Raw genomic sequence first — 21,348 nt, forward strand, 5'->3', positions numbered from 1 at the left:
GCGGGCAGCGAAGCATCTTCGGCTTCACTGTCCGCCTGTTGCGGTTTTAGATGAGGGGACGTCTGTGCGTGCTTCCATAGGCAGGGCGGCCGCAGGGTCCGCCGAAGCGCCCGCGTCAGCCGCGTGCGGCCAGCTTCGCCTTGTGCGCTTTCTGCGCCGATCGAGCGGCAAACACGAAGCCGAGCAGCAGAACGATACCGGCCGTTATATACGGGAAGTTCAGGTTGATGTCAAACAGCAGTCCGGCCGCGATTGGGCCGAAAATGTTGCCCAGGCTGGTGAAGGCCGAGTTGAGTCCGGCGATATAGCCTTGCTGCTCGTTGGCCATTTTTGAAATTTGGGTGCTGATGGCAGGCCGCAAAATATCGACAGCCAGAAACAGCACAAACGTTACGGCAAAAATCAGCCAGTAGCTATTCGTCAGCAGCGTCAGCAGTACGAAAACTCCGGCCACAAGCAGCGACCAGGAGATGACGTTCCGTTCGCCGAAGCGCTCCAAAATCCAGCTGAAAATCGTAAGCTGCACAACGGCCCCGGCAATGGAGCCGAACGTAATGATGAAGGCGATGTCCTTGGGCGTAAAGCCGAACTTATGGTCCACAAACAAGCTGAATACGGTCTCGTAGTTGGCTAGCCCGAAGGATGAGATCAGCACGATGACCAGGCTGAGAAAATAAGGCTCCTTATACGATGACAGCAGCTGGGAGACGAGACCCGGCGGACGCTCTTCGGCAGGAGAGGCCGAGGCAGGTTCCTGCTGTCGGCTTTTCGATTCCGGCAGCACCAGCGCTGTAATGACAGCGACAACCGCTCCGGCGGCGGCAGCCGTATAAAATGGAACCCGCGTGCCCAATTCCGCCAAATAGCCGCCGATGCCCGGCCCGATAATGAAGCCCGTTGTGATGGCGGCCGTGATGTAACCCATGCCCTGGGCACGCTCCGCCTCGCTGGTTACATCGGCCACATAAGCCATGACGGACGGCATCACGAGCGCAGCCCCGATTCCGCCCAAAATCCGCGAAGCAAACAGGAGCACAGGGTCGCTGAACGCCGCGAACATCCACTCCGATACCGCAAACACGGCGATACCGGCTACAATATTTGTTTTCCGGCCGATGGCGTCGGACAGCCTGCCTGCAAGCGGGGAAGCAACAAGCTGCGCGACGGAAAAAACGGCAACCATAAAGCCGAGAATGCCGCCGTTCAAATGAAGCTCCTTCATATAAGTAGGCATAACAGGAATAACCAGCCCGATTCCGGTAAACACAAGTAAAATATTAATCATCAGGAGCAGCACGGCCGCTCGGTTGCGCAGTAGTAATGACATGAGTGCAAGTCCTTTCTTATGTAGGCGATACGGCAGAGTCGCATAGCTTTTTTAGGTTCATTTTTATCAAAAGTATACTGAACGTTCGTTCTATATCATACTAAATGTGAAAGGAGGATGCAACCTGTTTGCGAGGAGGCGCCTATGTTTCGCTCAGGCGATTGTAGTGCCGGACATAAAAAGGCCAACCAAGCTGATCATACGAAAATCCCCGTGCCACTGTCACAGCGGCCGGGGACTTTTCACCTTGCAGGCGAAGCTGCTTCACTCTGCGCTCCGTTTGGGGGGATGGTTCAATTGATCAGAAGAAGGGACGGGATCCGTTCGTCGGGACATAGGAGGAGGGCTGCCGCTGGGCATGGGCATAAGGCGCAGGCGGGTAGGTGTGTACGGCAGGCTGCGGACCATCCGTCCGCTGATACGCCGCATGCGGGTAGTAGCCCTGGTTGGCGGTAGGGGCCATCCTATTGGGCAGCGCGCCCGATTGCTGGGGCATGTTGGCCGTCTCGCCTTGGACCTGGTTGGCCTTGCAGCCGGTCGGCGGGCCGATGATCGTAGTCGTGCGGATTGGAGCAAGCGTATCCCGTACTTTGGCTTCGTCCAGACAATACGCATGGGCCAGCACAGCTGGCGGAGTCAGCCGTAAAATATCCGAGCCGAACACCGTTTGCGGCATCGAGACGTCAAAAATCGCCAGCAGATGGGTATTATCGGTAGATGCGATATCATAATGCCACCAGCCCTGCGGCAGGTTGACCACCTGTCCCGGCTTGACAGGAAAGTTCATCAGCTCATTAGTAAACGGATTGATCAGCCCGACGACGGCGGAGCCGGATATGCAGTAGATCAGCTCGTTGGCATTCGGGTGGTAATGCGGCTCGACCAGATGCCCGGCGCTGAGGTAAATATCGAGCAGCGAGGTGTTGCCGAGCGTGTTCAACTGCTGCAGGGTCAGCGAGGTGATATAGTTGCGGTCATCCTGCTTGTAGAACAAGCTGTTGCTCAGATCATAAAAGAACTGTGGCGCCGTCGACGCTTGATTCACATACGAAGTCATGTTGTTCTCCTACCCTTCTGCGCGGTACGATGTACGTTCGCTGTACCCGCCATTTGCCTTTTCAGTGTATGCAAGCGCCCAGAAATGCGTGAACGGAGCGTCAGTGTAGGGGTTCTCCAGAAGTCAGGCAAGGCGCGGGTCAGCGGCTCTTGGGGGTGCTCCTGGCAGATAGAGGCGAGTCTGTGCTGGTGAAGCCGACCTTCCGAGGGCGCTGCGGAAAAGGGTGACGCATGGATGACGCATCGTTGTCCGGCCGATGACCCCCGCGAGTCGCAAAACGTCCGAAAACCCGTGCTATTATGATAACGTGGGAAAGTTAGCAGAGAGGTCAACGAAGACGGCGGTTCCGAATACGGAGCCGTCGTTTTTTGTTGGCCGCAGGGCGCTGACGGCGTGTGGAAGACCGGAGGGGAACGAGACGAAGCCGCCGTGCCTCGCCTGGTGAACTGCCTTTCCCGATACCGAATTGGAAGGGAGCAAAGCTACGATGACCAAACGCAAAGGCGCCGAGGCAGAGGCTGTGGCTGCCGGTGAGTATGTGACGGCGGCAGCTGCTGACGCCCGGACGGCTGAGCCCGCCCGCTATGCGAAGGCGCAGCTGCTGCAAGCGCGTCAGTTCGTCCAGGCGGACAAGGATGTGCTGATGGCGCTGCTGGAGGAAGAGGGCTTGTACACCCAGCAGGAAACCGAAGAGCTGATTAACCAATTTATGAAGAGGGCGGTGCTGTAAATGGCAGGAGGAACATGGACAACGCAAAACAAGGTGCGTCCGGGGGTTTACATGAATTTCGTCGGCGAGGGCAAGGCGGCGGGCGCAGTCGGCGAGCGCGGCATTATGGCGCTGGCGCTGGCGCTTAGCTGGGGCGAAGCTCGCAAGATGATCGCGATCTCGGCTGAGGATGATGTGCGTGCGAAGCTGGGCTACGACTTGACCGCGCCGCAGCTGGTGCTGGTGAAGGAGGCGCTCAAGCGGGCCAAAACGGTGCTGCTGTACCGGCTGAACGAAGGCGTGAAGGCGGCGGTTGCGGTAACCGCGCTGACCGTAACGGCTGTGCACAGCGGGTTGCGCGGCAACGATTTGTCGGTTGTCATCCAGCCGAACGTCGACGATAACACGAAATTTGATGTGCGCACAGTGCTGTCCGGTCAGACCATCGACAGCCAGACGGTGGCCGACATTGCCGGGCTGAAGCCAAATGGCTGGGTCGTGTTCAGCGGAACGGGCGCCTTGACGGCGACCGCCGGCTCGCCGCTGACGGGCGGCGCCGACGGCGCTGTGACCAACCAGAACCACAGCGATTTCCTCGGCGCAGTCGAGGTGCAGGAATTTCATACGCTGGCGCTGGTGTCGGGCGATGCATCGCTTAAAGCGGTCTATGCCGCTTTCATCAAGCGGCTGCGCGACGCCGAGGGCCGCAAGGTCAAGGCCGTGTTGGAAAACTATCCGGCCGCCGACCATGAAGGCATTATCAGCGTGAAAAACGGTGTCGTGCTGACGGACGGCACGGTGCTGAATGCGCAGAAGGCGACCGTCTGGGTAGCCGCCGCTACGGCCGGCGCGCCGATGAACCAGTCGCTGACGTACCAGGCATACGATGACGCCGCCGATGTGGATACTCGCTACACCAACGCGCAGATCGAAGCGGCGCTGCAAAACGGTGAATTTGTGTTCGTGTCCGGCAGCGGCAAAGCGATCGTGGAGCAGGATATCAACACGTTCCGCAGCTTCACGCCGACCAAAGGCCGCGCCTTTGCCAAAAACCGCGTCATGCGGGTGCTGGACGGCATCGCCGACGATTTCAAGCGCATTTTCGAATCGTATTATATCGGCAAGGTGGACAACCATGCAGATGGCCGCAACCTGTTCCGCAAGGAATGCATCGCTTACCTCGACACGCTGCAAAGCATCGGAGCGATCCAGCAATTTGACGCCCAGACCGATATTATCGTGCTGCCGGGCGCCGAATCGGACAGCGTCTACGTCGAATTGAACGTTCAGCCGGTCGATTCCATCGAAAAAATCTACATGAAAGTGACGGTGAAGTAAGATGGCATTTCTGGAGGCGAGAAACACGATCAGCGGGCAAGAGGGCCGCGCGTACGCGACGATCAACGGGCAAGTGTTTGAAATGTTTTATGTGAAGAAGCTGGAGGCGAAGGTGGAGAAGGAGAAGGCGGAGATCAAGACGCTTGGCCGTCGCGGCACGCAGCACAAGGCCAAGGGCTGGAAAGGAACCGGCAGCCTGACCATCTATTATGTAACCTCCAAGTTCCGCGAGCTGATGCTCGGCTACATCAAGACCGGCGTCGATACATACTTCGACATTATGGTCGTCAACGAATCGCCTTCGTCCAATATCGGCAACCAGACGGTTGTCGTGAAGGGCGTAAACCTCGACAGCGTCATTATGGCTTCCCTCGACACCGAAGCGGAGGCGCTGGAGGAGGAAATTGCGTTCACCTTCGAGGATGTCGAAGTTCTGAATGCATTTACGGCCACGCAAGGGTAAAAGGTTTGTTCGTTCGAGTATTAGCTCAAGGGACATGGGCCCGGGTGACGCGCTATTCGACCGCTCGGCCCGGGCCAATCATGAAGGCTCGTTATAAGTTCATTTAGGTTCATTCAAGCGAGGGAGGAAGCAGCAATGAGTGATTTATCGGTATTTTTCGCACAAAATGTCGTCGGTGAGGTAACGGAGGAATTTGTCGTTTCGGAGCGCTTCAAGGACAAGGACGGTCAGCCCGTCCCGTGGCGGCTGCGCAGCATGACCGAGGCGGAAAATGAAGACTGCCGCAAGGCGGCCACCCGTCGCATCAAGGGCAAGCATGGCTCGTACACGACGGAAACGAGTCCGGAGGAATATATGGCGAAGCTGGCCGTCGCCAGCATCGTGTTCCCCCGCCTCCGCGATGCGGAGCTGCAGAAATCGTACGGCGTCATGGGCGCCGAGGCGCTGCTGCGCAAAATGCTGCTGCCCGGCGAATATACGGCGCTCGTGCAGCGCGTGCAGGAGATTAACGGCTTCGACAAGGAAATGAACGAGCTGGTGGACGACGTAAAAAACTGATCAACGAGGGCGACGGCTTGGCAAATTACGCCTACTACGCCCTCCATGAGCTGCATATTTTGCCCCATGTGCTCGTCGCGATGTCCCGGCGCGAGCAAGCCGCCGTCTTTGCGATGATCGATATTCGTGTGGAAAGCGAGAAGCGAGAGCGAGCCAGACGAAAATAACGCTGCTGCGCTGCCGCAGGCGGACCTAAGTCCTGAGCAGCGGCGGTCGGCGTGGAAGGGAGGAAGGACGACAGATGAAACCTAATACGCTGCTGGGGAGCCTGAAGCTGCTCGCAGCCGTGGCGCAGTTGCTGAACAAGGCTAATCAGGCGAACACGATGAGCCGTCAGCCGACAACGACGGCCCGCAGTGGATCATTTATACGCCCGGGGGACCCTGCGGGAAATCGACCAGCTCCCCGTCCTGCGCTGCAGCAAGCTGCCAAGCAAGCAATCACCCATTTATTTTCCATTTCGGTAACCAATGCCTTCAACGTGCGCGTTCAGGCGTTGATCCAGTCCAGCTCAGCCAAATCGTGGGCATTCAACAGGCAGCAGCGGAATGCGGGGGGAAGCGCTTTTGCCCAGGCCCAGGCTCAAGCCTCTGCTCAGGCTAAGGAGGCTGAGGGCCAACTGGAGAAGGCTGCCGAGGAGAAGAAAAAAGAAGCGAACCGCTGGGTGAAGGCATATGAAAAGCTGAATAAGGCGGGAGCAAGCCTGATTGCCAGGGCAACAGCTTTGGGCAAAAACGCTTTTCAAGGGGCGATGGAGCAGGACCAGTTTAAAACGTTATTTATCGCCCGGACAGGCCAAGAGGATGTGGGTACTGCCATGTTCGAGAAGTTCAAGGCGGATGCGCTCAAGCAGGGTGTGGATATCAAGGAATATTTGACAGCGACGATCGCGGCGTTCCCGACAACCCAAAACACCGATCACCTAAGCCGCGTTAATCAGATTGCCGCCCAGCTCAAAGCCTCCGGTCCGGTCAATACCAGCTTCGAAAAAGCGCACGGAGCGGTGATTTCGGCGTTAAACGGGGATGTCAAGGCGCTGGAGGGCTTTTTTGGCGCAAGCAATGTGGCTCCGTTAAAGCTTGACGCCAAAGGCAAGAAAAATGATTTTCAAGGGGTATTCAAAGGGATCGAGCAGTTGATGGCTGAGCAGGGCATGGGGGCGAAAAGCTCTGAGGTCATGAATGGTACAGCCCAAAACCAGCTTGCGTCCTTGCAGAGCAGCTATAAATCCGGCTTGGCGGAAGCAGCGCTTCCTGCTCTCGACAAAATTACCAAGGCTCTGGGCAAGCTGAATGAAGCCTTCAACGCCGGGAAGTTCAATTCGTTTTTCGTCGGCTTTGGCGCGGCCTTCTATATGATTGCCTCGGTAGCGGAATCGGCGGTTGGTTATATACTGGAGCACTTAGGTTTGCTCAAAGCTATATTATTCGGGATCGGCGTTGCGCTCGCGGTTTTAGCCGTGATGTGGATCGTCAATTGGGTCGCGGCCACTTGGCCGCTGCTGCTTGTGGTTGCGGCGGTTGCACTTATTATCGCTACGCTCCATAGTATGGGATTTTCGATGGGGGAAATCATTAGCACGGCAGTTGGCTCGATCATGTATTTGTATGCTCTTTTATATAATATTGTCGCTGCTGTAATCAATCTGTCTTTATCTTTCTCAGAATTCATCATGAACTTTCTGAAAGATCCAGTGTATGCCATTGTCAAGCTATTTCAGGATATGTCGATTTTTATCATTGATATTCTGTTGAATGTGTGGAATAGCGTCGTAGGTTTGGTTAATGGAAGCATTCAACTGCTTAATAAGCTTCCCGGGGTTAGTTTGGATGTTACGATTCCTGAGGCCGATATCAATAAATTCAACAACCTGTTTAAGTCCAATCCTCCGAAATGGAACAGTATGTTTGAGAAAACCGATTATTCCGATGGCAAGATGGAGTTCAAGGAAATCGGCGCCAGCTTCACAGCCGGAAAGGACTGGGCGAACAAATCGCTGCAAGCAGGCGGTTCCTTCATGGACAAGTTTAAACAGGGCGATGTGCTGGACAAGTGGAATCAGGGCGCAAAAATCAAGAAGGTCGACGAGGTCGGCAAAATAAAGGACAACGTCAAGGTCGGCGGCGAGGTGGATATTGCCAATGAAGACCTCAAGCTGCTGCGCGAGCTGGCGGATCTTCGCTCGATTCAAAACTTCGTGACGTTAACGCCGACGGTTCAGGTGGAAACCGGGGAAATCCGAAGCACTGCGGATGTGGACGAACTGGTTCGCAAAATTACCGATTCGCTGCAGGATGAGTTCGCCCGAACGGCGGGAGGGGTGTATGCGTGAAGGTACCCTATGGCATTTTTTTAGGCTGGAACAATGCGGAATCGTGGTTTCGGCTGCCGGTTAATCCGGAAACGCTGGAGATCAAGCAAAACGCGGAGGGCAAAACCTATGACATCGTCGGACTTGGACAGATCAATACGATCCAGCTTCCGCAGCTGCGCGAGATCAGCTGGTCCGGCATATTCCCGGCTGCGGCGTATCCGTATGTCCAAGTCAGCGACAAGGGTTTGTATCCCGCTCTCTGGTATGTGGAGCAGCTCCAGGACTGGATGCAGAGCCGACGGCCGATTCGGATCGCGGTGACCGGAGCGCAGGCTGAGCTGACTGAGGGGCAGCTGTTGGGCATCCAGCTGAACTTGCCCGTCAGCATCGAGCGGTTCGACTGGCGGGAGTCTGCCGGCAATGCGGGAGATATCGAATATGAGCTGGCGCTCAAAGCCTACGTCTTCTATGCGGCCAAGAAGGTCAATATCGTCGTGGACCCGCTGCAAGGGGGGACGGTGGTGGAGGAGGCCGAGCCCGCGCGGGCCGATGACCGTCGTATTCCGTCGACCTACACGATGGTGGCGGGGGATACCTTATGGAGCATCGCAGCCAGACTGCTTGGAAGCGGAGCCCGCTACCGGGAAATTCAGCAGCTGAACGGCATCAGCGACGCCGAGCTGCGACGTCTGCAGATCGGGCGGGAGCTGCGTTTGCCGGAGGTGGAGACGTATGTTTGAAGTGCTGATTGATAACCGGGACGGCAACGTCTGGGACGTGTCCCGGCTAACGGCAGAGCTGTCCTGGAAAACGAGCCGGATCGCCAAGCCGTCGAGTCTTGAGCTGACGCTGATCAAAGGGTCGCTTGTACAGCAGGCGTCCTTCCGGCTGGAGCCGGGAGCCGTTGTGCGGGTCCAGAAGGGGGATACGCCTGTTTTTTTCGGCTATGTGTTTACGATCGAGCAAGATACGTCCGAGCAGGTGAAGCTGACTGCGTTTGACCAGCTGCGTTATTGGATGGGCAATGACACGTACGTATTTACGAAGGCTACGGCCACGGAAGTGATCCGGCGTCTGGCGGGCGATCTGGGGATGAAAACGGGGGAGCTGCAGGACACGAAATACGTCATTCCTTCGATGGTGGAGGACGGGCAGAAGCTGCTCGATATTGCGTTGAAGGCGCTGGACCTGACGCTTATTGCCGGGCAGGGCAATTTTATTTTGTACGATGATTTCGGCGCTCTGACGCTGCGGGATATGAATGTGCTGCGGCTGTATTTTTCGATCGGGGACGGGAGCCTGCTGGTGGACTACAGCTACAAGCGGTCCATTGATGAGGAGACGTACAATCGGGTCAAGCTGGTGCGCGACAACAAGGAGACGCGTCGCCGTGACGTTTATATCGAGCAGGATAGCGCCAATATTGCCAAATGGGGCCGGCTTCAGCTGTACCATAAGGCCAATGACAATATGAACGAAGCGCAGCTGGTGGAGCTGCTCGGCAACTTGATGGCGCGGCACAACCGCGAGCAGCGGACGCTCAGTCTGAATGCGCTCGGCGATATCCGGGTGCGGGCCGGGTACTACGTGTTTATTTTTCTGGCCGAGCTGGGGCTGGAGAAGCCGTTTCTGGTGGAGGAATGCACACATACCTTCACGGGCGGCGAGCATACGATGAATCTGGAATTGAAGGTGATAGCATGAGCGTAGGCCGAATGCTGGATGTCATTAAAAAGGCGAGCCTCGGCGCCGTTGACGCCGGTCAGCCGGTAGCGGTGCTGTTCGGTACCGTTGTTGGCGTCGAGCCGTTGGAGATCAGCGTGGACGAACGGTTTCGGCTGCCGGCGGAGCTGCTGCTGGTGCCGGAGGGCTTGCGACGTCAGGAGCTGTCGCTGGCCGGGCAGACGGTCGTGATCCGGGACGGGCTTTATGCCGGGGATCAGGTGCTGCTGCTGCGGCAGCAGGGCGGCGGGCAGTTTGTTGTGCTGGACCGGATGGTGTCGCCATGATCCCTCAGGGCAGTGTATGGAGTGACGAGGTGACGCTGCGGCGGGTGAAGCATCCGAGCCGTACGTATGCGCTGGATGTGCCGGGCTTGCGTCCGGAGAGCGGGGCGCTTGAGCCGACTACGATTGACGGGCTGGACGCCGTGCGGCAAATGGTATTTAAAATACTGAGTACGGAACGCTTCGAGCATGCGGTATACAACGCCGATTACGGCAGCGAGCTGAGGGGGCTGCTGGGCGCGGACCCGCTGTTGATTCGCTCGGAGCTGACCCGCCGCATCCGGGAAGCGCTGCTGCAGGATGACCGGGTGCGCGCGGTGGAGGATATGCGGATCGTGCTGCAAGACAACCAGGCGCAGGTGGCCTTCACGGTCATGTCGGATTACGGCAGCCTGGGGATAACGAAAGAGGTGAATGGACTTGTATGAACAGCAGACGTATGAAGCGATTTTGCGCCGGATGCTGGATCGCGTGCCCGCAGATGTGGACAAGCGTCAGGGCAGCATGATCTTCGATGCGCTTGCTCCGACGGCCGCCGAGCTGGCGCAGGCGTATATCGGGCTGGACGGCAGCCTGCGGCTTGGCTTCGCCAGCACGTCCAGCGGCGAGTGGCTGGAGCGCCGCACAAGCGAGCTTGGCGTCGTCCGGCGGCTCGCCACCAAGGCGGTCCGGGCAGGGACCTTTAATACGGCGGTAAGCGCCGGGGCCCGATTTTATGCAGGCGGCCTGTATTTCCGGGCGCTGGAGGCGGGGGAAGCCGTCCGGCTGGAGGCCGAGACGGCCGGGGCAGTCGGCAATACGCCGTTCGGCGCGATGCAGCCGGTGGAGCTGGCGCCGGGATTGACCTCGGCGACGCTCGGCGCAGTGCTGATTCCCGGCGAAGATACGGAGAGCGACGCCGCCTTGCTGCAGCGCTACCGCCAGCAGACGCAGCGCCCTGCGACGAGCGGAAATATCGCGCATTATCTGGAGTGGGCCGGCGAGGTGCCGGGCGTAGGCGCGGCCAAAGTATTTCCGCTGTGGAACGGTCCGGGGACGGTCAAGGTAGTTATCGTCGATGCGACATTTGCTCCGGCGTCGTCAGAGCTTGTGCAGGAGGTGCAGCAGACGATTGACCCCGGGGCATCGGGAGGCGGCGCAGGGAAGGCGCCGATTGGCGCTGCCGTGACCGTAGCCAGCGCAGCAGCCAAGCCTGTCGCAGTCGCAGCGACGGTTACGCTGGCGCAGGGCTACACGCTGCAGCAGGTGACGAACGCATTTGCAGCGGCGCTGGGTGCATTTCTGAAGGAGATGGCGTTTACGGTGTCGTACGTTTCAATCGCCCGCATAGGCACACTGCTGCTGGAGACGCCGGGCGTGGTCGACTACGCCGGACTTCAGCTGAATGGCGGTTCCGGGAATGTCGCGTTGTCCGCCGACGAAATTGCGTTGCCTGGCACGATCGGCTTGGGGGTGTAAGACATGGCATATCCGAATGGCATCGACCGGTTCAGCGACAAGCTGAACAAACGCAAGGACGGCGGCATTTACGTCATTGAGGAAGAGCTGGCGACTGCTGGCGGGAAGTATGAAGGGCCGCTGGCGCATGACAATATCGTGAACAGCAGCATCAAGGTGTATACGGGCTCGCGTTTTACCGGCGAGGAGGTGCTGAATGCGGTCGTCTCCGTTCCGGCGGACATGCCGTGGCGCAGAGAGCTGCGGGCGTTCAGTGCGGCCCCCGTCATCTATGTCACCTATGAGACGCCCGGCGATACGGTAGAGGCTGACGATATCAACGCGCTGCAAACGAGTGTCACGGCGACGCAAACCGAGCTGGATCGCTACAGGGGAGCGGCAGATGCGAGGGCGCTTGCTGCGGAAGGACGTCTGACGGCTGTCGAAAACGGCAAAGCGGCGAAGACGTATGTCGATACACAGCTGACCACGAAGGCGGATAAAGCCGTCACCTATACGAAAGCAGAGACGGATCAGCGTATCCAGCAGGTGGTCGGAGCTGCTCCCGAGGCGCTGGATACGCTGCAGGAGCTTGGCGCGGCGCTGAATAATGACCCGAACTTCGCGGCGACGATGACGGCTCAGCTGGCGACGAAGGTCGATAAGGTTGTCGGCAAGCAGCTGAGCGCCGAGGACTACACGTCTGCGGAGAAAACGAAGCTGGCCGGGATCGCCGCTGGCGCAAATGCTTATGTGCATCCGTCCAGCCATCCGCCGTCGATGATCGTGCAGGATGCGGGCAACCGGTTCGTCACAGACGCGGAAAAGGCCGCGTGGACGGCGAAGGCTTCGACGGCAGCAGCGACGACAAGCGCGAGCGGGCTGATGAGCGCGGCCGATAAGGCGAAGCTGGACGGGGTAGCTGCCGGCGCAAATGCATATGTGCATCCCACGGGAGATGGCAGCCAGCATATCCCGGCAACGGGAACGTCGAGCGGCGGCAAGGTGCTGAAGGCGGGAGCGACAGCCGGAAGCGCGGCGTGGGGCGTGGTGGATTGGGCGGAGGTGACGGGCAAGCCGTCGACATTTGCGCCAGCCGCACACGGGCATGCAGCGGCCGACGTGACGGAGAGCGCGGCGAAGCGGTTCGTCACGGATGCGGAGAAGGCGTCTTGGAATAGCTATGCGAGTAAAATAGATCAGATTGGCGACTACCTCCAGGCTCAATTTATTTTGAGTGGAGGTGGAACCATTACTTGGAAAAATGACAGGCTGCAATGGACATTCCGATTTATCATTTTGCCGATGGACAAGGCTATTAATCCAACCGGTTTTATTGAGATACTGCCGCCTGCACCCGGCACCGTTATTTCCGGAATTGGTTCATCTGCGCCCGTAACGGTGGATGAAAACGGAATTTTGCTGTCCAGTTCCGACTGGCGCTCGCTGTATGCGGTGCACAATCCGGGTGAAACGTTCGCAACGCTCAAAGTAGCCGATTATGCCGCTTTGTCTGCCGGACTGGTTACTCCTAATATGCTGCTGATTGCCGCACGCAACTCGGATAGCTCTGTGCTCAAGCTGGGTACAGGACAAGTGCTGCCTATGGGAGCTGTCATTACAAATGGAATGCCGAGTATAAATTCGATCTCTCAGCTGCAAGAAACGCTCAATGGCAAGGCCTCGACTGCCATGGCCACCCAGTCATCCCATGGGTTGATGAGTGCAGCCGACAAGGCGAAGCTGGACGGCGTAACGTCGGGCGCCAACACGTACGTGCATCCTACGGGCGACGGCAATCAGCATGTCCCGGCGACGGGTACAAGCAGCGGCGGCAAGGTGCTGAAGGCGGGAGCGACGGCCGGGAGCGCGGCTTGGGGCGCTGTGGATTGGGCGGAGGTGACGGGCAAGCCGTCCACGTTTGCCCCGGCGGCGCATGAGCATGCCAGAGTGCAGCGGACAGATGACCGCGTTGTCAAGCCTGCGGCAACACCCAAGGGCTTTCTTGGTCTGTATTTTACTTCGCTTGGCGGTTTAAATTCGGCCTCCGGCGATACCCAGTATCAGGACATGCTGGTGCTGAATACGTACACGGACACTAGTGGCGGCAAAGTCAATGCGCTTGTGTTTAATAAAAGCACAATGAAAATTTTACACTTCCAGGCCGCCCAGGGCGACAATGTGTGGGGTACGCCGCGGGAGCTGGCTTATGTGGCCGATGTGATGTCTAAAGGGCCGTTGACCTGGAATCAGCTCAAGGGGGTGTAACCAGTGGCCTACGGACAATGGTTGTATAACACGCTGCCCTTTGGCGGCGAGGACGCTGATCTGGGGACGACTCCAGACTTTCAGACCGATCTGATGGCTTATTTGCCCGTGTACTACGAGGAAAGCCGACAAATGGTGGAGCTGCAAGCGACGCTTGGAGAAGAAATCGGCGAAGTCCGGTACCGGATCGAGGAACAGCTTGACCAGCTGTTTATGAATACGGCGACGTGGGGTTTGGTGCTGTGGGAGCAGGAGTTTGGACTAAACACGGAGCGCACCCAGTCCTATGCCTGGCGCAGGGAGATGCTTCGGGCCAAGCTGCGCGGCACCGGCACGACGACACGGCAAATGATCAGAGAAGCGGCAGCGGCATTTTCCGGCGGCGAAGTGAGCGTTGTGGACAAGCCGGGAGAAGCGAGCTTTGACATTCATTTTATCGGGGTTAAGGGCATCCCGGCGAATATGGCCGGATTGATCCAGCTGCTGGAGGAGATCAAGCCCGCTCATCTGGCGTACGCCTTCAAATACACGTATACGGTATGGAATAACGTGAAGCCGCTCATCTGGCAGCAGGCGCGGGCCCAGACTTGGGCGCAATTACGAACATTTACAGGAGTGTGAGACTATGCAGACAACGCCTAACTTGGGATTGAAGAAGCCGGAGGGCACAGATGTCGTCGATATCGCGGACTTGAACGGTAATATGGATGTGCTGGACGCGGAGGTCGTGAAGAAGGCTTCCGCCTCCGTGGACGGACGCATGAGCAAGGCGGACTTCGCCAAGCTGGCCGGCATCGCGGCTGGAGCGAATAATTATGTGCACCCCGCAACGCACCCGGCTTCGGTTATTGTGCAGGATGCTGCGAACCGGTTTGTAACGGATGCGGAGAAGGCGGCTTGGAATGGGAAGGCGTCTACAGCCGTGGCGACGACAGGGGCGAACGGGTTGATGTCGGCGGCGGATAAAGGCAAGCTGGATAGCGCTGTGCCTACAAAAACGACAGCGGACCTCACTTATTATGTGCGGACGGATGGAAATGACAGCAACATTGGGACGTCGAACACGGCGGCCGGGGCGTTTAAGACGATTCAGAAGGCTGTTGATTCCATACCACAAATTGTTAATCATACTGTCACAATTAATGTTTCTGCTGGTACCTATGTTGAGGATGTAGTAGTCGCGGGGTTCCAGATGGGTACGGGACAAATCATGCTGTTGGGAGCCACAATACTATCCGCTACTCATACAGTGAACTCTTTTAAAGTTTTGAATTGTTATGGTCGGCTTGAGATTAGAGGATTTAGAGCAACGTCAGCCACTAAGGCTGCATTTGATTTATCATACTCTAGTGGAGTCATTATTAATTTATGTGATGCCACCACTCCATCTGAAACAACTGCCGCTTTCTCTTTTGTGGTAGCAAATGGAAGGATTGAGGGGTGCAGAGCACAGAACCACAGTAATGGGCTATCTGTCGGTTATTACTGCAATGTGGCCGTGTTCAGCTCTATTTTGGATTCTACAAATACCTTCTCCGTTTTTGCATATCATGGTGGAGTTGTCTCGCTAAACTCAAATAATTCAATTTCTGGCTCAGTAGCTGCACAGAGTGGTGGATCGGTTAACACAGGTGTAGTTAATCCATGGGGCGACAATACCTGGGGAGCTAGGCCAGCAGCTCGTGCGTACGGTCCAGCTAGTACACAGCAGTCTATCTCGGCTAACACTTGGACAAAGGTACAGTTTCCACAAGAGCAGTACGATAATCTTGGTAATTATGACATCGCAACGCATCGCTTCACTGCGCCTCAAAGTGGGATTTATCAAATTAATACTATTGTTCTTGGTGCCGGTATTCCAGCTGGTAGCAATTTCGAGATGTATCTTTATGTCAATGGTTATGTATTTCGAAGATTGGCATATGTCACCTATACTGCAGGTATTGTTAGTACTTCTATATCCGGTAGTGCTGCGCTGTATATCAACGCCGGAGAGTATCTGGAAATTTACGTACGATGCGCGTCGGCTATTACCTTGTCCAACGGAGTTGATCTTAATTTCGAGGTTGTAAAAATAGCGTAGAGGATTGTTTCAAATTGGACTTACAGGTCGGCACCATTTATTTCTTTTCTGAAGCTTTCCCAGATGAGGATGTTAGAATTCAGGATGGCTATCCTGTTCTACGCCATGGCCTAGCTGGTATGATTTGATTCCAGATTCGGACATTGGGGATGAGGGAATTAACAGCGATTTGAGACAAACAATAGTATGGCTTGTCACTAGTATTTTAGAAAGGAGCGCCTCTCATGCGTCTCACCCCTCAAGCCTTCATCGCAGCTATCGTGCCGATCGCAGTCAGATTGAGATCGGAAGGCTCGCCGCTGTATCCGTCGGTCCGTATCGCGCAGGCGATGCTGGAGACGGGCTGCACGCTGCATAGCTGGAACAACCTCGTCGGGCTGAAGGCAGGAGGCGGCCAGCCGAATGCGTATTGGAGCGGCCGAACCGTCTCGACCAAAACGTGGGAGGTGTACGACGGGGTTCGTTATGACGGCATCGCGGCGAATTGGCGGGCCTATGATACAATTGCGGACGGGTTTCTCGATCAGGACCTGCTGTTTCAGCTGCCGCGATACACAAGGGTTCGGCAAGCGGCTTCGCCGCAGCTGCAGACCGCAATGCTGCTGGCTTGCGGGTATGCGACCGACCCGCAGTACGCAGACAAGCTCAACCGGCTGATCGCTACTCACCAACTAATTGGCTATGATCAGCAAGTGGGTTGTATTCCAGATATTGAAATGAATGGCGGTCTGAACGGAGCCGCGATAATCAAGGAGGACGACGACATGTCCCAACCGATGAAGCTCGACCCGTGGCAGTGGGATATGCTGTACGAGGTGCTGGGCAAAGCCTACAACGAGGACCGGCTTGACTGGGGCTGGCTGCAGAAGGTCAAGGACCGGACGCTGACGACGACGGAGCTTGTCTTTGTGAACACGGTGCTCGACGGTCGTCTGGATCGCAAAATCGAAGTGTAGCGTGGAAAAAGGGAATTCGCCGCCTGTGTAGAATATCTATGTGCAACCTATGTAGATAGGCAAACAGGAAGGAGAGCAGCAACCATGAAATCGGTTACGGTTCATGATCTGGTCCAGCGTTTGTCGCTGGAGGTGCTGGCGGGCGGCGAGCATATGCATGCTGTTATTCCGAAGCCGCGGGCGAACCGGCCAGGTCTGGAATTTGTCGGGTATTTCGACTTTTTCCCGCATGCGCATGTCCAGGTGCTGGGCAGCAAGGAGATCAATTACTTGCACAAGCTGACTGAGGATGAGCGCAATTTGTATATCGGCAACATTGTGAAATACCATCCGCCCTGCTTCGTCGTGACGCGTAATCTGGATGGATTGACTTATCTGAAGAAGCATTGCGAGGAAGAGGGCATTCCACTGCTGCGTACGGCGATGCCGACCGCCCGCTGCGTTGAGCTGATCGACAGCTATTTAGCCAAGGCGCTGGCGCCGGAGATGGCCGTACATGGCGTTTGCGTCAACGTGTCGGGCATCGGCATTTTGCTGCGGGGCAAGTCGGGCGTCGGCAAAAGCGAAACTGCGCACACGCTGATCCGCCGCGGGCACAGGCTGGTGGCTGACGATATCGTCGTGCTGAAAAAGATCGGTCCTGAGACAATTCTCGGCACGCACAGCGGCAAAACGAAGGAGTTCCTTGCGCTGCGCAGCATCGGGCTAGTTAACGTGTCGCGGCTGTATGGTCGGAGCGCCTTCCAGGATGAAACGCGGATCGTGCTTGATATCGAGCTGACCAAATGGCAGGATCACGCGCTCAACAACGAGCTGGAGCTTGAGCAGAAGTTTACGGAATATATGGATATTAAAATTCCCCATATCGAAATTCAGCTTCAGCCGGGTCGCGATGTCGCAGGACTGGTAGAGGCGGCGGCCAATAACTGGTACTTGCGCCAGCAGGGCTACAGTGCAGCCGAGGATTTCATGCAGCGTTTGCAGCAGGAAGATTAGGCATAGGCCGTTATGGCCTGTGCCTTTCTTTTTTAGTTTACCGAAATGTCCGGGTTGCTTGAGTCGCGGGATGTGGGGCTGGCCGGATTACAGTACGCTGAATAAGTTGGCCGCTCAACCGCTATCCTGTAAAGAGGCGTAGTTGCCGCGGATCACACGTTACGCAAACAAGAAGGCAGGGGAATGGAGCATGCAGGTGCAGCACAAGCTAAGGGTAGAGGGCGTTTATATCGCAGATAACCCGTCCACGTTCATAACCCGGCAGGTTGACGAAATCAAGCTTGAGCTCGGTGGAATCCCCGGAGACCGCCATTATGGGCTGCTGCGCAAGGCAGACAGCCGCCAGCGTTTTTACCCGAGGGGGACGATGATCGCCAATCGGCGGCCAATCAGCATCGTGTCGGTTGAGGATTGCCGGCGGATCGCTGACAAGCTTGGCATTGCTGAGGTGCATCCGACGTGGCTTGGGGCGAATGTGCTTGTGTCCGGCATGGAAGACTTCACCTTGCTGCAAGCAGGGGCAAGACTGCTGGTCCCGGGAGAAGCCGGACTGATCAGCGAGGGCGAAAATTTGCCCTGCAAAGATGCGGGGGAGGCCGTTGAACAGGAAAGCGGGGCCAGCGGTACGGCAGCTCGCTTTGTGCGGGCCGCCAAGCAGCGGCGCGGCATTGTTTGCTCAGTAGAGCGCGAGGGTATACTGCGCGCCGGTGATCTGCTTCACGTGATGTAGCTGGTAGTCTGCTTCACGTGAGGTAGATGTAGCCCAGGCAGCGAGGATCACCTCATGAGCTAGTAGATCGATCCCCATGTACCGGTCACTATAAAGGCTCGTAAAAGGCTCGTGTTATCCAGCAATTTTGAGCTTTACTGAAAGTAACGGCACTTCTGGAGTGATCTACTAGTCAAGCAGGTGTACGCTCCTAATAAAGGAGGACGATTGCAAGCTGAGCCGCTGCGGCGCTAACGTCGCGGTAAGCTTGCGTCAAAGTCGGAGCAACTTTGTTTTTTGTCCAATTTGTGATTTATTTCACTTGACTATTGCATTCCGTGTCGAAGTGGCTTATAGTGAACTCAACGGCAACATTGTGATTTATTTCACTACAAGTTTTTCTTAAGATGCTGGAATCTATACATGCTCAGCAGAGCTGAACGATTCGATTACTGCAAGAAAAGCCGCCGTCAAAACCAAAACATGCAGGTGTGTTCGCCGAAAGTGCTTCGATTTAGAAGCTTTTCTTTTTCAGAAATTAAGTGAATTTAATCACAAACCAAGCTATTTAAGCTTTTCAGCTTGTATAGCTTAAAATCCAGCTCCCAAGGAGGCTACTCATATGAAAGTCATCGTCATTGGTTGCACCCACGCCGGAACGGCAGCTACGATTCAAATTGCCAAACGTTATCCCGAAGCTGTCATTACCGTTTACGAGCGCAATGAACATATTTCGTTTCTGTCGTGCGGCATCGCCCTCCATGTCGGAGGCGTGGTTCGTAATGCGGAGGAGCTGTTTTATGCCCATCCGGACAACCTGACGGAGCTGGGTGTGCAGACCCGGATGCGGCATGACGTGCTGGCTGTCGATACGGCGAGCAAAACGGTGACGGTGCAAAACCTGGAAACCGGCGTCGTCACCCAGGACACCTACGACAAGCTGGTGATGACGACAGGCTCGTGGCCGATTGTGCCGAACCTGCCGGGTATGGAGCTGGATCAGGTGATGCTTTGCAAAAATTATGCGCATGCCCAAGCGATTATCGCCAAAGCGGCGCACGCCAAGCGGATCGCGGTCGTCGGCGCAGGGTATATCGGGGTTGAGCTGGCTGAAGCATTCCGGCAGCTGAACAAGCAGGTCGCGCTGTTCGACAATACGCCGCGGGTGATGTTTAAATATTTAGACCAAGCCTTCACGGATATCGTGGAGCGGGATATGGAAGAGCACGGCATAGAGCTTGCGCTCGGGCAGACGGTGCAGGCGCTGCACGGCGTGGACGGCAAGGTTAGCAAGGTGGTCACGACGGCCGGCGAATACGAAGCCGATCTGGTCATTATGTGCATCGGCTTCCGGCCGAATACCGGGCTGCTGGAGGGTCAGGCGGATACGCTCCCGAACGGGGCGCTGCTCGTGGACAACTATATGCGCACAAGCTACCCGGATGTGTACGCGGCCGGAGACAGCTGCGCCATTCGGTTTAACCCGACAGGCCAAGCTGCTTATATTCCGCTCGCGACCAATGCCGTCAGAATGGGCACGCTGGTCGCGCTTAATCTGAAGGAGCCGCGGGTCGCTTACCGGGGCACGCAAGGCACATCGGGCATTAAAATCTTTGATCTGAACATCGCTTCGACCGGGTTGACGGAGCAGGCCGCGCTGGAAGCGGGGCTGGCAGTCAAGGCGACGCTGGTCAAGGAGCATGACCGGCCGGAGTTTATGCCGACTTATGAGCAGGCGTACCTCAAGCTGGTGTATGAAACGGATACCGGCAGGCTCGTCGGCGCACAGGTGCTATCGAAGGCTGATCTGACCCAGTCGATCAATACGCTGTCGGTGTGCATCCAAAATCGGATGACCGTCGAGGATCTGGGCTTCGTGGACTTTTTCTTCCAGCCGCATTACAACAAGCCTTGGAATTTGCTCAACCAGGCCGGGCTTCAGGCCGTCGCTGAGCTGGAGGCCGCTGCGGCGCAGCAGACGGTGCGCTAGCATTACCAAGCTCGACCTGATGCGTCAGCTGCCTGTTCGCCTACGTCGGCTTGTCCCTTCCCCATCCTGCAAAAACCAAACGCCTGCACGTTCCCGCTCGCGCGATTCGGGACGATGCAGGCATTTTTTGCGCGAGCGCTGCGCCGTTTGCGTCCCTTCTACCCGCTTCCGCTGTGTCCGTCATTTCCTCCGCCCCGCTTAATTCCCGAACAAGCTCCGATACTCAGACGGCGTCATGCCTTCCTTTTCCAGAAAACGCTTGTTGAAATAGCTCGTATTCGGATAGCCGGCGTCTGCCGCGATATCGCGGATTGTGGATTCGCTGCGTTCAATCAGCCACTGCTTGGCCTTCTGCATCCGGCAAAGCGTGACGAAGTCCATAGGCGTCATATGCATCAGCTTGCGGAACAGCCGGGAGAAATAATACGGACTGACGCCTGCGCGCTCTGCCCAGTCGTCCAATATAAACGGCGTACAAGCTTCGTTTTGCAGCTGCGGCAGCAGCTCGGCGATGCGTTCGGAGGCGTGGTGGCTCTTGGTCGAGGACAGCGGCTCGGCCTGCTGGATAAATTCCATAATGACCGCATACGTCAGCATGGACAGCGCCGTCGGGTACAAAATCCGGTGCTCCTCCGCCTCCTCCAGCAGCGTCATATGCGCCTTCTCCCAGGCGGCGGGCTGGCGGAGCGTCCACAGCTTCGAACGGTGCAGCCGATGCTCGGTCAGAAATTCCTGCAGCGTGTGCCCGTAGAAATGCACCCAGCGCACATCCCACGGCTCCTCAAGGCTGGAATAATAAATTTGCTGCTGCAGCGGAAAATACAAGACGGCATCGCCCTGCTGGAGCGTATACGTTTCGCCGTCAATTTCAACGAAGCCCTTGCCGGAGGCTACATAGTGGATATTGAAATTATTTAACGTCCCGGCCGGGCGGCCCACGCGGTGATTGGGATCATTCTTGTAATTGCCGACAGATTCGGGAAAGCAGAAGAAGGGCTGGTGATCCATGGTCGGAAAGTGAAATTGCCGATGCATTCGTTCCTCCTTATGAATCGCAATATTGTGTTACTCGCATGCAACATGTTCATATTTTCATTTTAGTTGAACGCTTTTATACTGACAATATGGTACTAGAAC

The 21,348-nt window shown here is 56.5% G+C and carries 21 protein-coding genes; 18 read left to right on the forward strand and 3 right to left on the reverse strand.

The window, feature by feature from the left end; all coding sequences use genetic code 11:
• Nucleotides 1-115: 115 nt before the first annotated feature.
• Together AC6ROY_RS09255 and AC6ROY_RS09260 are read right to left on the reverse strand one after the other, a co-directional pair.
• Nucleotides 116-1,327 carry an MFS transporter gene (locus tag AC6ROY_RS09255; protein WP_500099985.1) on the reverse strand — a complete coding sequence of 404 codons (1,212 nt, stop codon included), beginning with the start codon at nt 1,325-1,327 and terminating at the stop codon, nt 116-118.
• A 301-nt stretch (nt 1,328-1,628) separates the two neighbouring features.
• Nucleotides 1,629-2,384 carry a cupin domain-containing protein gene (locus AC6ROY_RS09260; RefSeq protein ID WP_500099986.1) on the reverse strand — a complete coding sequence of 252 codons (756 nt, stop codon included), beginning with the start codon at nt 2,382-2,384 and terminating at the stop codon, nt 1,629-1,631.
• A gap of 487 nt (nt 2,385-2,871) precedes the next feature.
• On the opposite strand from AC6ROY_RS09260, the gene AC6ROY_RS09265 reads away from it, so the two are divergent.
• The 18 genes from AC6ROY_RS09265 (at nt 2,872) to AC6ROY_RS09350 (ending at nt 20,211) form a co-directional block, all read left to right on the forward strand.
• Nucleotides 2,872-3,114: a hypothetical protein gene (locus tag AC6ROY_RS09265; protein WP_500099987.1), complete on the forward strand. Its 243-nt coding sequence runs from the start codon at nt 2,872-2,874 to the stop codon at nt 3,112-3,114.
• Nucleotides 3,115-4,431: a phage tail sheath family protein gene (locus AC6ROY_RS09270; RefSeq protein ID WP_500099988.1), complete on the forward strand. Its 1,317-nt coding sequence runs from the start codon at nt 3,115-3,117 to the stop codon at nt 4,429-4,431. It abuts the gene before it with no gap.
• Nucleotide 4,432: 1 nt separating this feature from the next.
• Nucleotides 4,433-4,894, forward strand: coding sequence for a phage tail tube protein (locus AC6ROY_RS09275; protein WP_500099989.1), 462 nt, complete (start codon nt 4,433-4,435; stop codon nt 4,892-4,894).
• Between the two features lie 135 nt (nt 4,895-5,029).
• The gene (locus AC6ROY_RS09280; RefSeq protein ID WP_500099991.1) at nt 5,030-5,452 is read left to right on the forward strand and encodes a phage tail assembly chaperone; all 423 of its coding nucleotides are present in this window, start codon (nt 5,030-5,032) and stop codon (nt 5,450-5,452) included.
• 17 nt (nt 5,453-5,469) lie between these two features.
• Entirely contained in the window at nt 5,470-5,619 is a 150-nt protein-coding gene (locus AC6ROY_RS09285) for a hypothetical protein (protein WP_500099992.1), read from the forward strand.
• 74 nt (nt 5,620-5,693) lie between these two features.
• A complete protein-coding gene (locus AC6ROY_RS09290; RefSeq protein WP_500099993.1) occupies nt 5,694-7,784 on the forward strand; it encodes a hypothetical protein in 2,091 nt (696 codons plus the stop codon).
• Entirely contained in the window at nt 7,781-8,506 is a 726-nt protein-coding gene (locus AC6ROY_RS09295) for a LysM peptidoglycan-binding domain-containing protein (protein WP_500099994.1), read from the forward strand. The genes AC6ROY_RS09290 and AC6ROY_RS09295 overlap by 4 nt, the downstream gene beginning before the upstream one ends.
• Nucleotides 8,499-9,470: an XkdQ/YqbQ family protein gene (locus tag AC6ROY_RS09300; protein WP_500099996.1), complete on the forward strand. Its 972-nt coding sequence runs from the start codon at nt 8,499-8,501 to the stop codon at nt 9,468-9,470. The genes AC6ROY_RS09295 and AC6ROY_RS09300 overlap by 8 nt, the downstream gene beginning before the upstream one ends.
• A complete protein-coding gene (locus AC6ROY_RS09305; RefSeq protein ID WP_500099997.1) occupies nt 9,467-9,775 on the forward strand; it encodes a DUF2577 domain-containing protein in 309 nt (102 codons plus the stop codon). The genes AC6ROY_RS09300 and AC6ROY_RS09305 overlap by 4 nt, the downstream gene beginning before the upstream one ends.
• Nucleotides 9,772-10,200, forward strand: coding sequence for a DUF2634 domain-containing protein (locus AC6ROY_RS09310; protein WP_500099999.1), 429 nt, complete (start codon nt 9,772-9,774; stop codon nt 10,198-10,200). Before AC6ROY_RS09305 ends, AC6ROY_RS09310 begins: the two co-directional genes overlap by 4 nt.
• Entirely contained in the window at nt 10,187-11,230 is a 1,044-nt protein-coding gene (locus tag AC6ROY_RS09315) for a baseplate J/gp47 family protein (protein ID WP_500100000.1), read from the forward strand. Before AC6ROY_RS09310 ends, AC6ROY_RS09315 begins: the two co-directional genes overlap by 14 nt.
• 3 nt (nt 11,231-11,233) lie before the next feature.
• Nucleotides 11,234-13,477: a hypothetical protein gene (locus AC6ROY_RS09320; protein WP_500100001.1), complete on the forward strand. Its 2,244-nt coding sequence runs from the start codon at nt 11,234-11,236 to the stop codon at nt 13,475-13,477.
• 3 nt (nt 13,478-13,480) lie between these two features.
• Entirely contained in the window at nt 13,481-14,098 is a 618-nt protein-coding gene (locus AC6ROY_RS09325) for a putative phage tail protein (protein ID WP_500100002.1), read from the forward strand.
• Between the two features lie 4 nt (nt 14,099-14,102).
• Complete coding sequence (locus AC6ROY_RS09330) at nt 14,103-15,560, forward strand: hypothetical protein (protein ID WP_500100003.1); 1,458 nt, start codon at nt 14,103-14,105, stop codon at nt 15,558-15,560.
• Between the two features lie 224 nt (nt 15,561-15,784).
• A complete protein-coding gene (locus tag AC6ROY_RS09335; protein ID WP_500100004.1) occupies nt 15,785-16,516 on the forward strand; it encodes a glycoside hydrolase family 73 protein in 732 nt (243 codons plus the stop codon).
• An 84-nt stretch (nt 16,517-16,600) separates the two neighbouring features.
• Nucleotides 16,601-17,512, forward strand: a complete 912-nt coding sequence (gene hprK, locus AC6ROY_RS09340; protein WP_500100006.1) for an HPr(Ser) kinase/phosphatase — start codon at nt 16,601-16,603, stop codon at nt 17,510-17,512.
• Nucleotides 17,513-17,702: 190 nt separating this feature from the next.
• Nucleotides 17,703-18,242, forward strand: a complete 540-nt coding sequence (locus tag AC6ROY_RS09345; RefSeq protein ID WP_500100174.1) for an MOSC domain-containing protein — start codon at nt 17,703-17,705, stop codon at nt 18,240-18,242.
• Between the two features lie 601 nt (nt 18,243-18,843).
• Nucleotides 18,844-20,211 carry an FAD-dependent oxidoreductase gene (locus AC6ROY_RS09350; RefSeq protein ID WP_500100008.1) on the forward strand — a complete coding sequence of 456 codons (1,368 nt, stop codon included), beginning with the start codon at nt 18,844-18,846 and terminating at the stop codon, nt 20,209-20,211.
• A 198-nt stretch (nt 20,212-20,409) separates the two neighbouring features.
• Here AC6ROY_RS09350 and AC6ROY_RS09355 read toward each other — a convergent pair whose 3' ends face one another.
• Nucleotides 20,410-21,246 (reverse strand): helix-turn-helix transcriptional regulator, encoded by an 837-nt coding sequence (locus AC6ROY_RS09355; RefSeq protein ID WP_500100009.1) that lies wholly within the window; start codon nt 21,244-21,246, stop codon nt 20,410-20,412.
• Between the last annotated feature and the right edge of the window lie 102 nt (nt 21,247-21,348).

The sequence above is a fragment of the Paenibacillus sp. sg306046 genome (genome assembly GCF_059821225.1).

Coding starts and splice junctions, on each gene's coding strand:
- AC6ROY_RS09255 (WP_500099985.1), bottom strand. CDS start 1,327: ATGTCATTACTACTGCGCAACCGAGCGGCCGTGCTGCTCCTGATGATT.
- AC6ROY_RS09260 (WP_500099986.1), bottom strand. CDS start 2,384: ATGACTTCGTATGTGAATCAAGCGTCGACGGCGCCACAGTTCTTTTAT.
- AC6ROY_RS09265 (WP_500099987.1), top strand. CDS start 2,872: ATGACCAAACGCAAAGGCGCCGAGGCAGAGGCTGTGGCTGCCGGTGAG.
- AC6ROY_RS09270 (WP_500099988.1), top strand. CDS start 3,115: ATGGCAGGAGGAACATGGACAACGCAAAACAAGGTGCGTCCGGGGGTT.
- AC6ROY_RS09275 (WP_500099989.1), top strand. CDS start 4,433: ATGGCATTTCTGGAGGCGAGAAACACGATCAGCGGGCAAGAGGGCCGC.
- AC6ROY_RS09280 (WP_500099991.1), top strand. CDS start 5,030: ATGAGTGATTTATCGGTATTTTTCGCACAAAATGTCGTCGGTGAGGTA.
- AC6ROY_RS09290 (WP_500099993.1), top strand. CDS start 5,694: ATGAAACCTAATACGCTGCTGGGGAGCCTGAAGCTGCTCGCAGCCGTG.
- AC6ROY_RS09300 (WP_500099996.1), top strand. CDS start 8,499: ATGTTTGAAGTGCTGATTGATAACCGGGACGGCAACGTCTGGGACGTG.
- AC6ROY_RS09305 (WP_500099997.1), top strand. CDS start 9,467: ATGAGCGTAGGCCGAATGCTGGATGTCATTAAAAAGGCGAGCCTCGGC.
- AC6ROY_RS09310 (WP_500099999.1), top strand. CDS start 9,772: ATGATCCCTCAGGGCAGTGTATGGAGTGACGAGGTGACGCTGCGGCGG.
- AC6ROY_RS09315 (WP_500100000.1), top strand. CDS start 10,187: ATGGACTTGTATGAACAGCAGACGTATGAAGCGATTTTGCGCCGGATG.
- AC6ROY_RS09320 (WP_500100001.1), top strand. CDS start 11,234: ATGGCATATCCGAATGGCATCGACCGGTTCAGCGACAAGCTGAACAAA.
- AC6ROY_RS09330 (WP_500100003.1), top strand. CDS start 14,103: ATGCAGACAACGCCTAACTTGGGATTGAAGAAGCCGGAGGGCACAGAT.
- AC6ROY_RS09335 (WP_500100004.1), top strand. CDS start 15,785: ATGCGTCTCACCCCTCAAGCCTTCATCGCAGCTATCGTGCCGATCGCA.
- hprK (WP_500100006.1), top strand. CDS start 16,601: ATGAAATCGGTTACGGTTCATGATCTGGTCCAGCGTTTGTCGCTGGAG.
- AC6ROY_RS09345 (WP_500100174.1), top strand. CDS start 17,703: ATGCAGGTGCAGCACAAGCTAAGGGTAGAGGGCGTTTATATCGCAGAT.
- AC6ROY_RS09350 (WP_500100008.1), top strand. CDS start 18,844: ATGAAAGTCATCGTCATTGGTTGCACCCACGCCGGAACGGCAGCTACG.
- AC6ROY_RS09355 (WP_500100009.1), bottom strand. CDS start 21,246: ATGCATCGGCAATTTCACTTTCCGACCATGGATCACCAGCCCTTCTTC.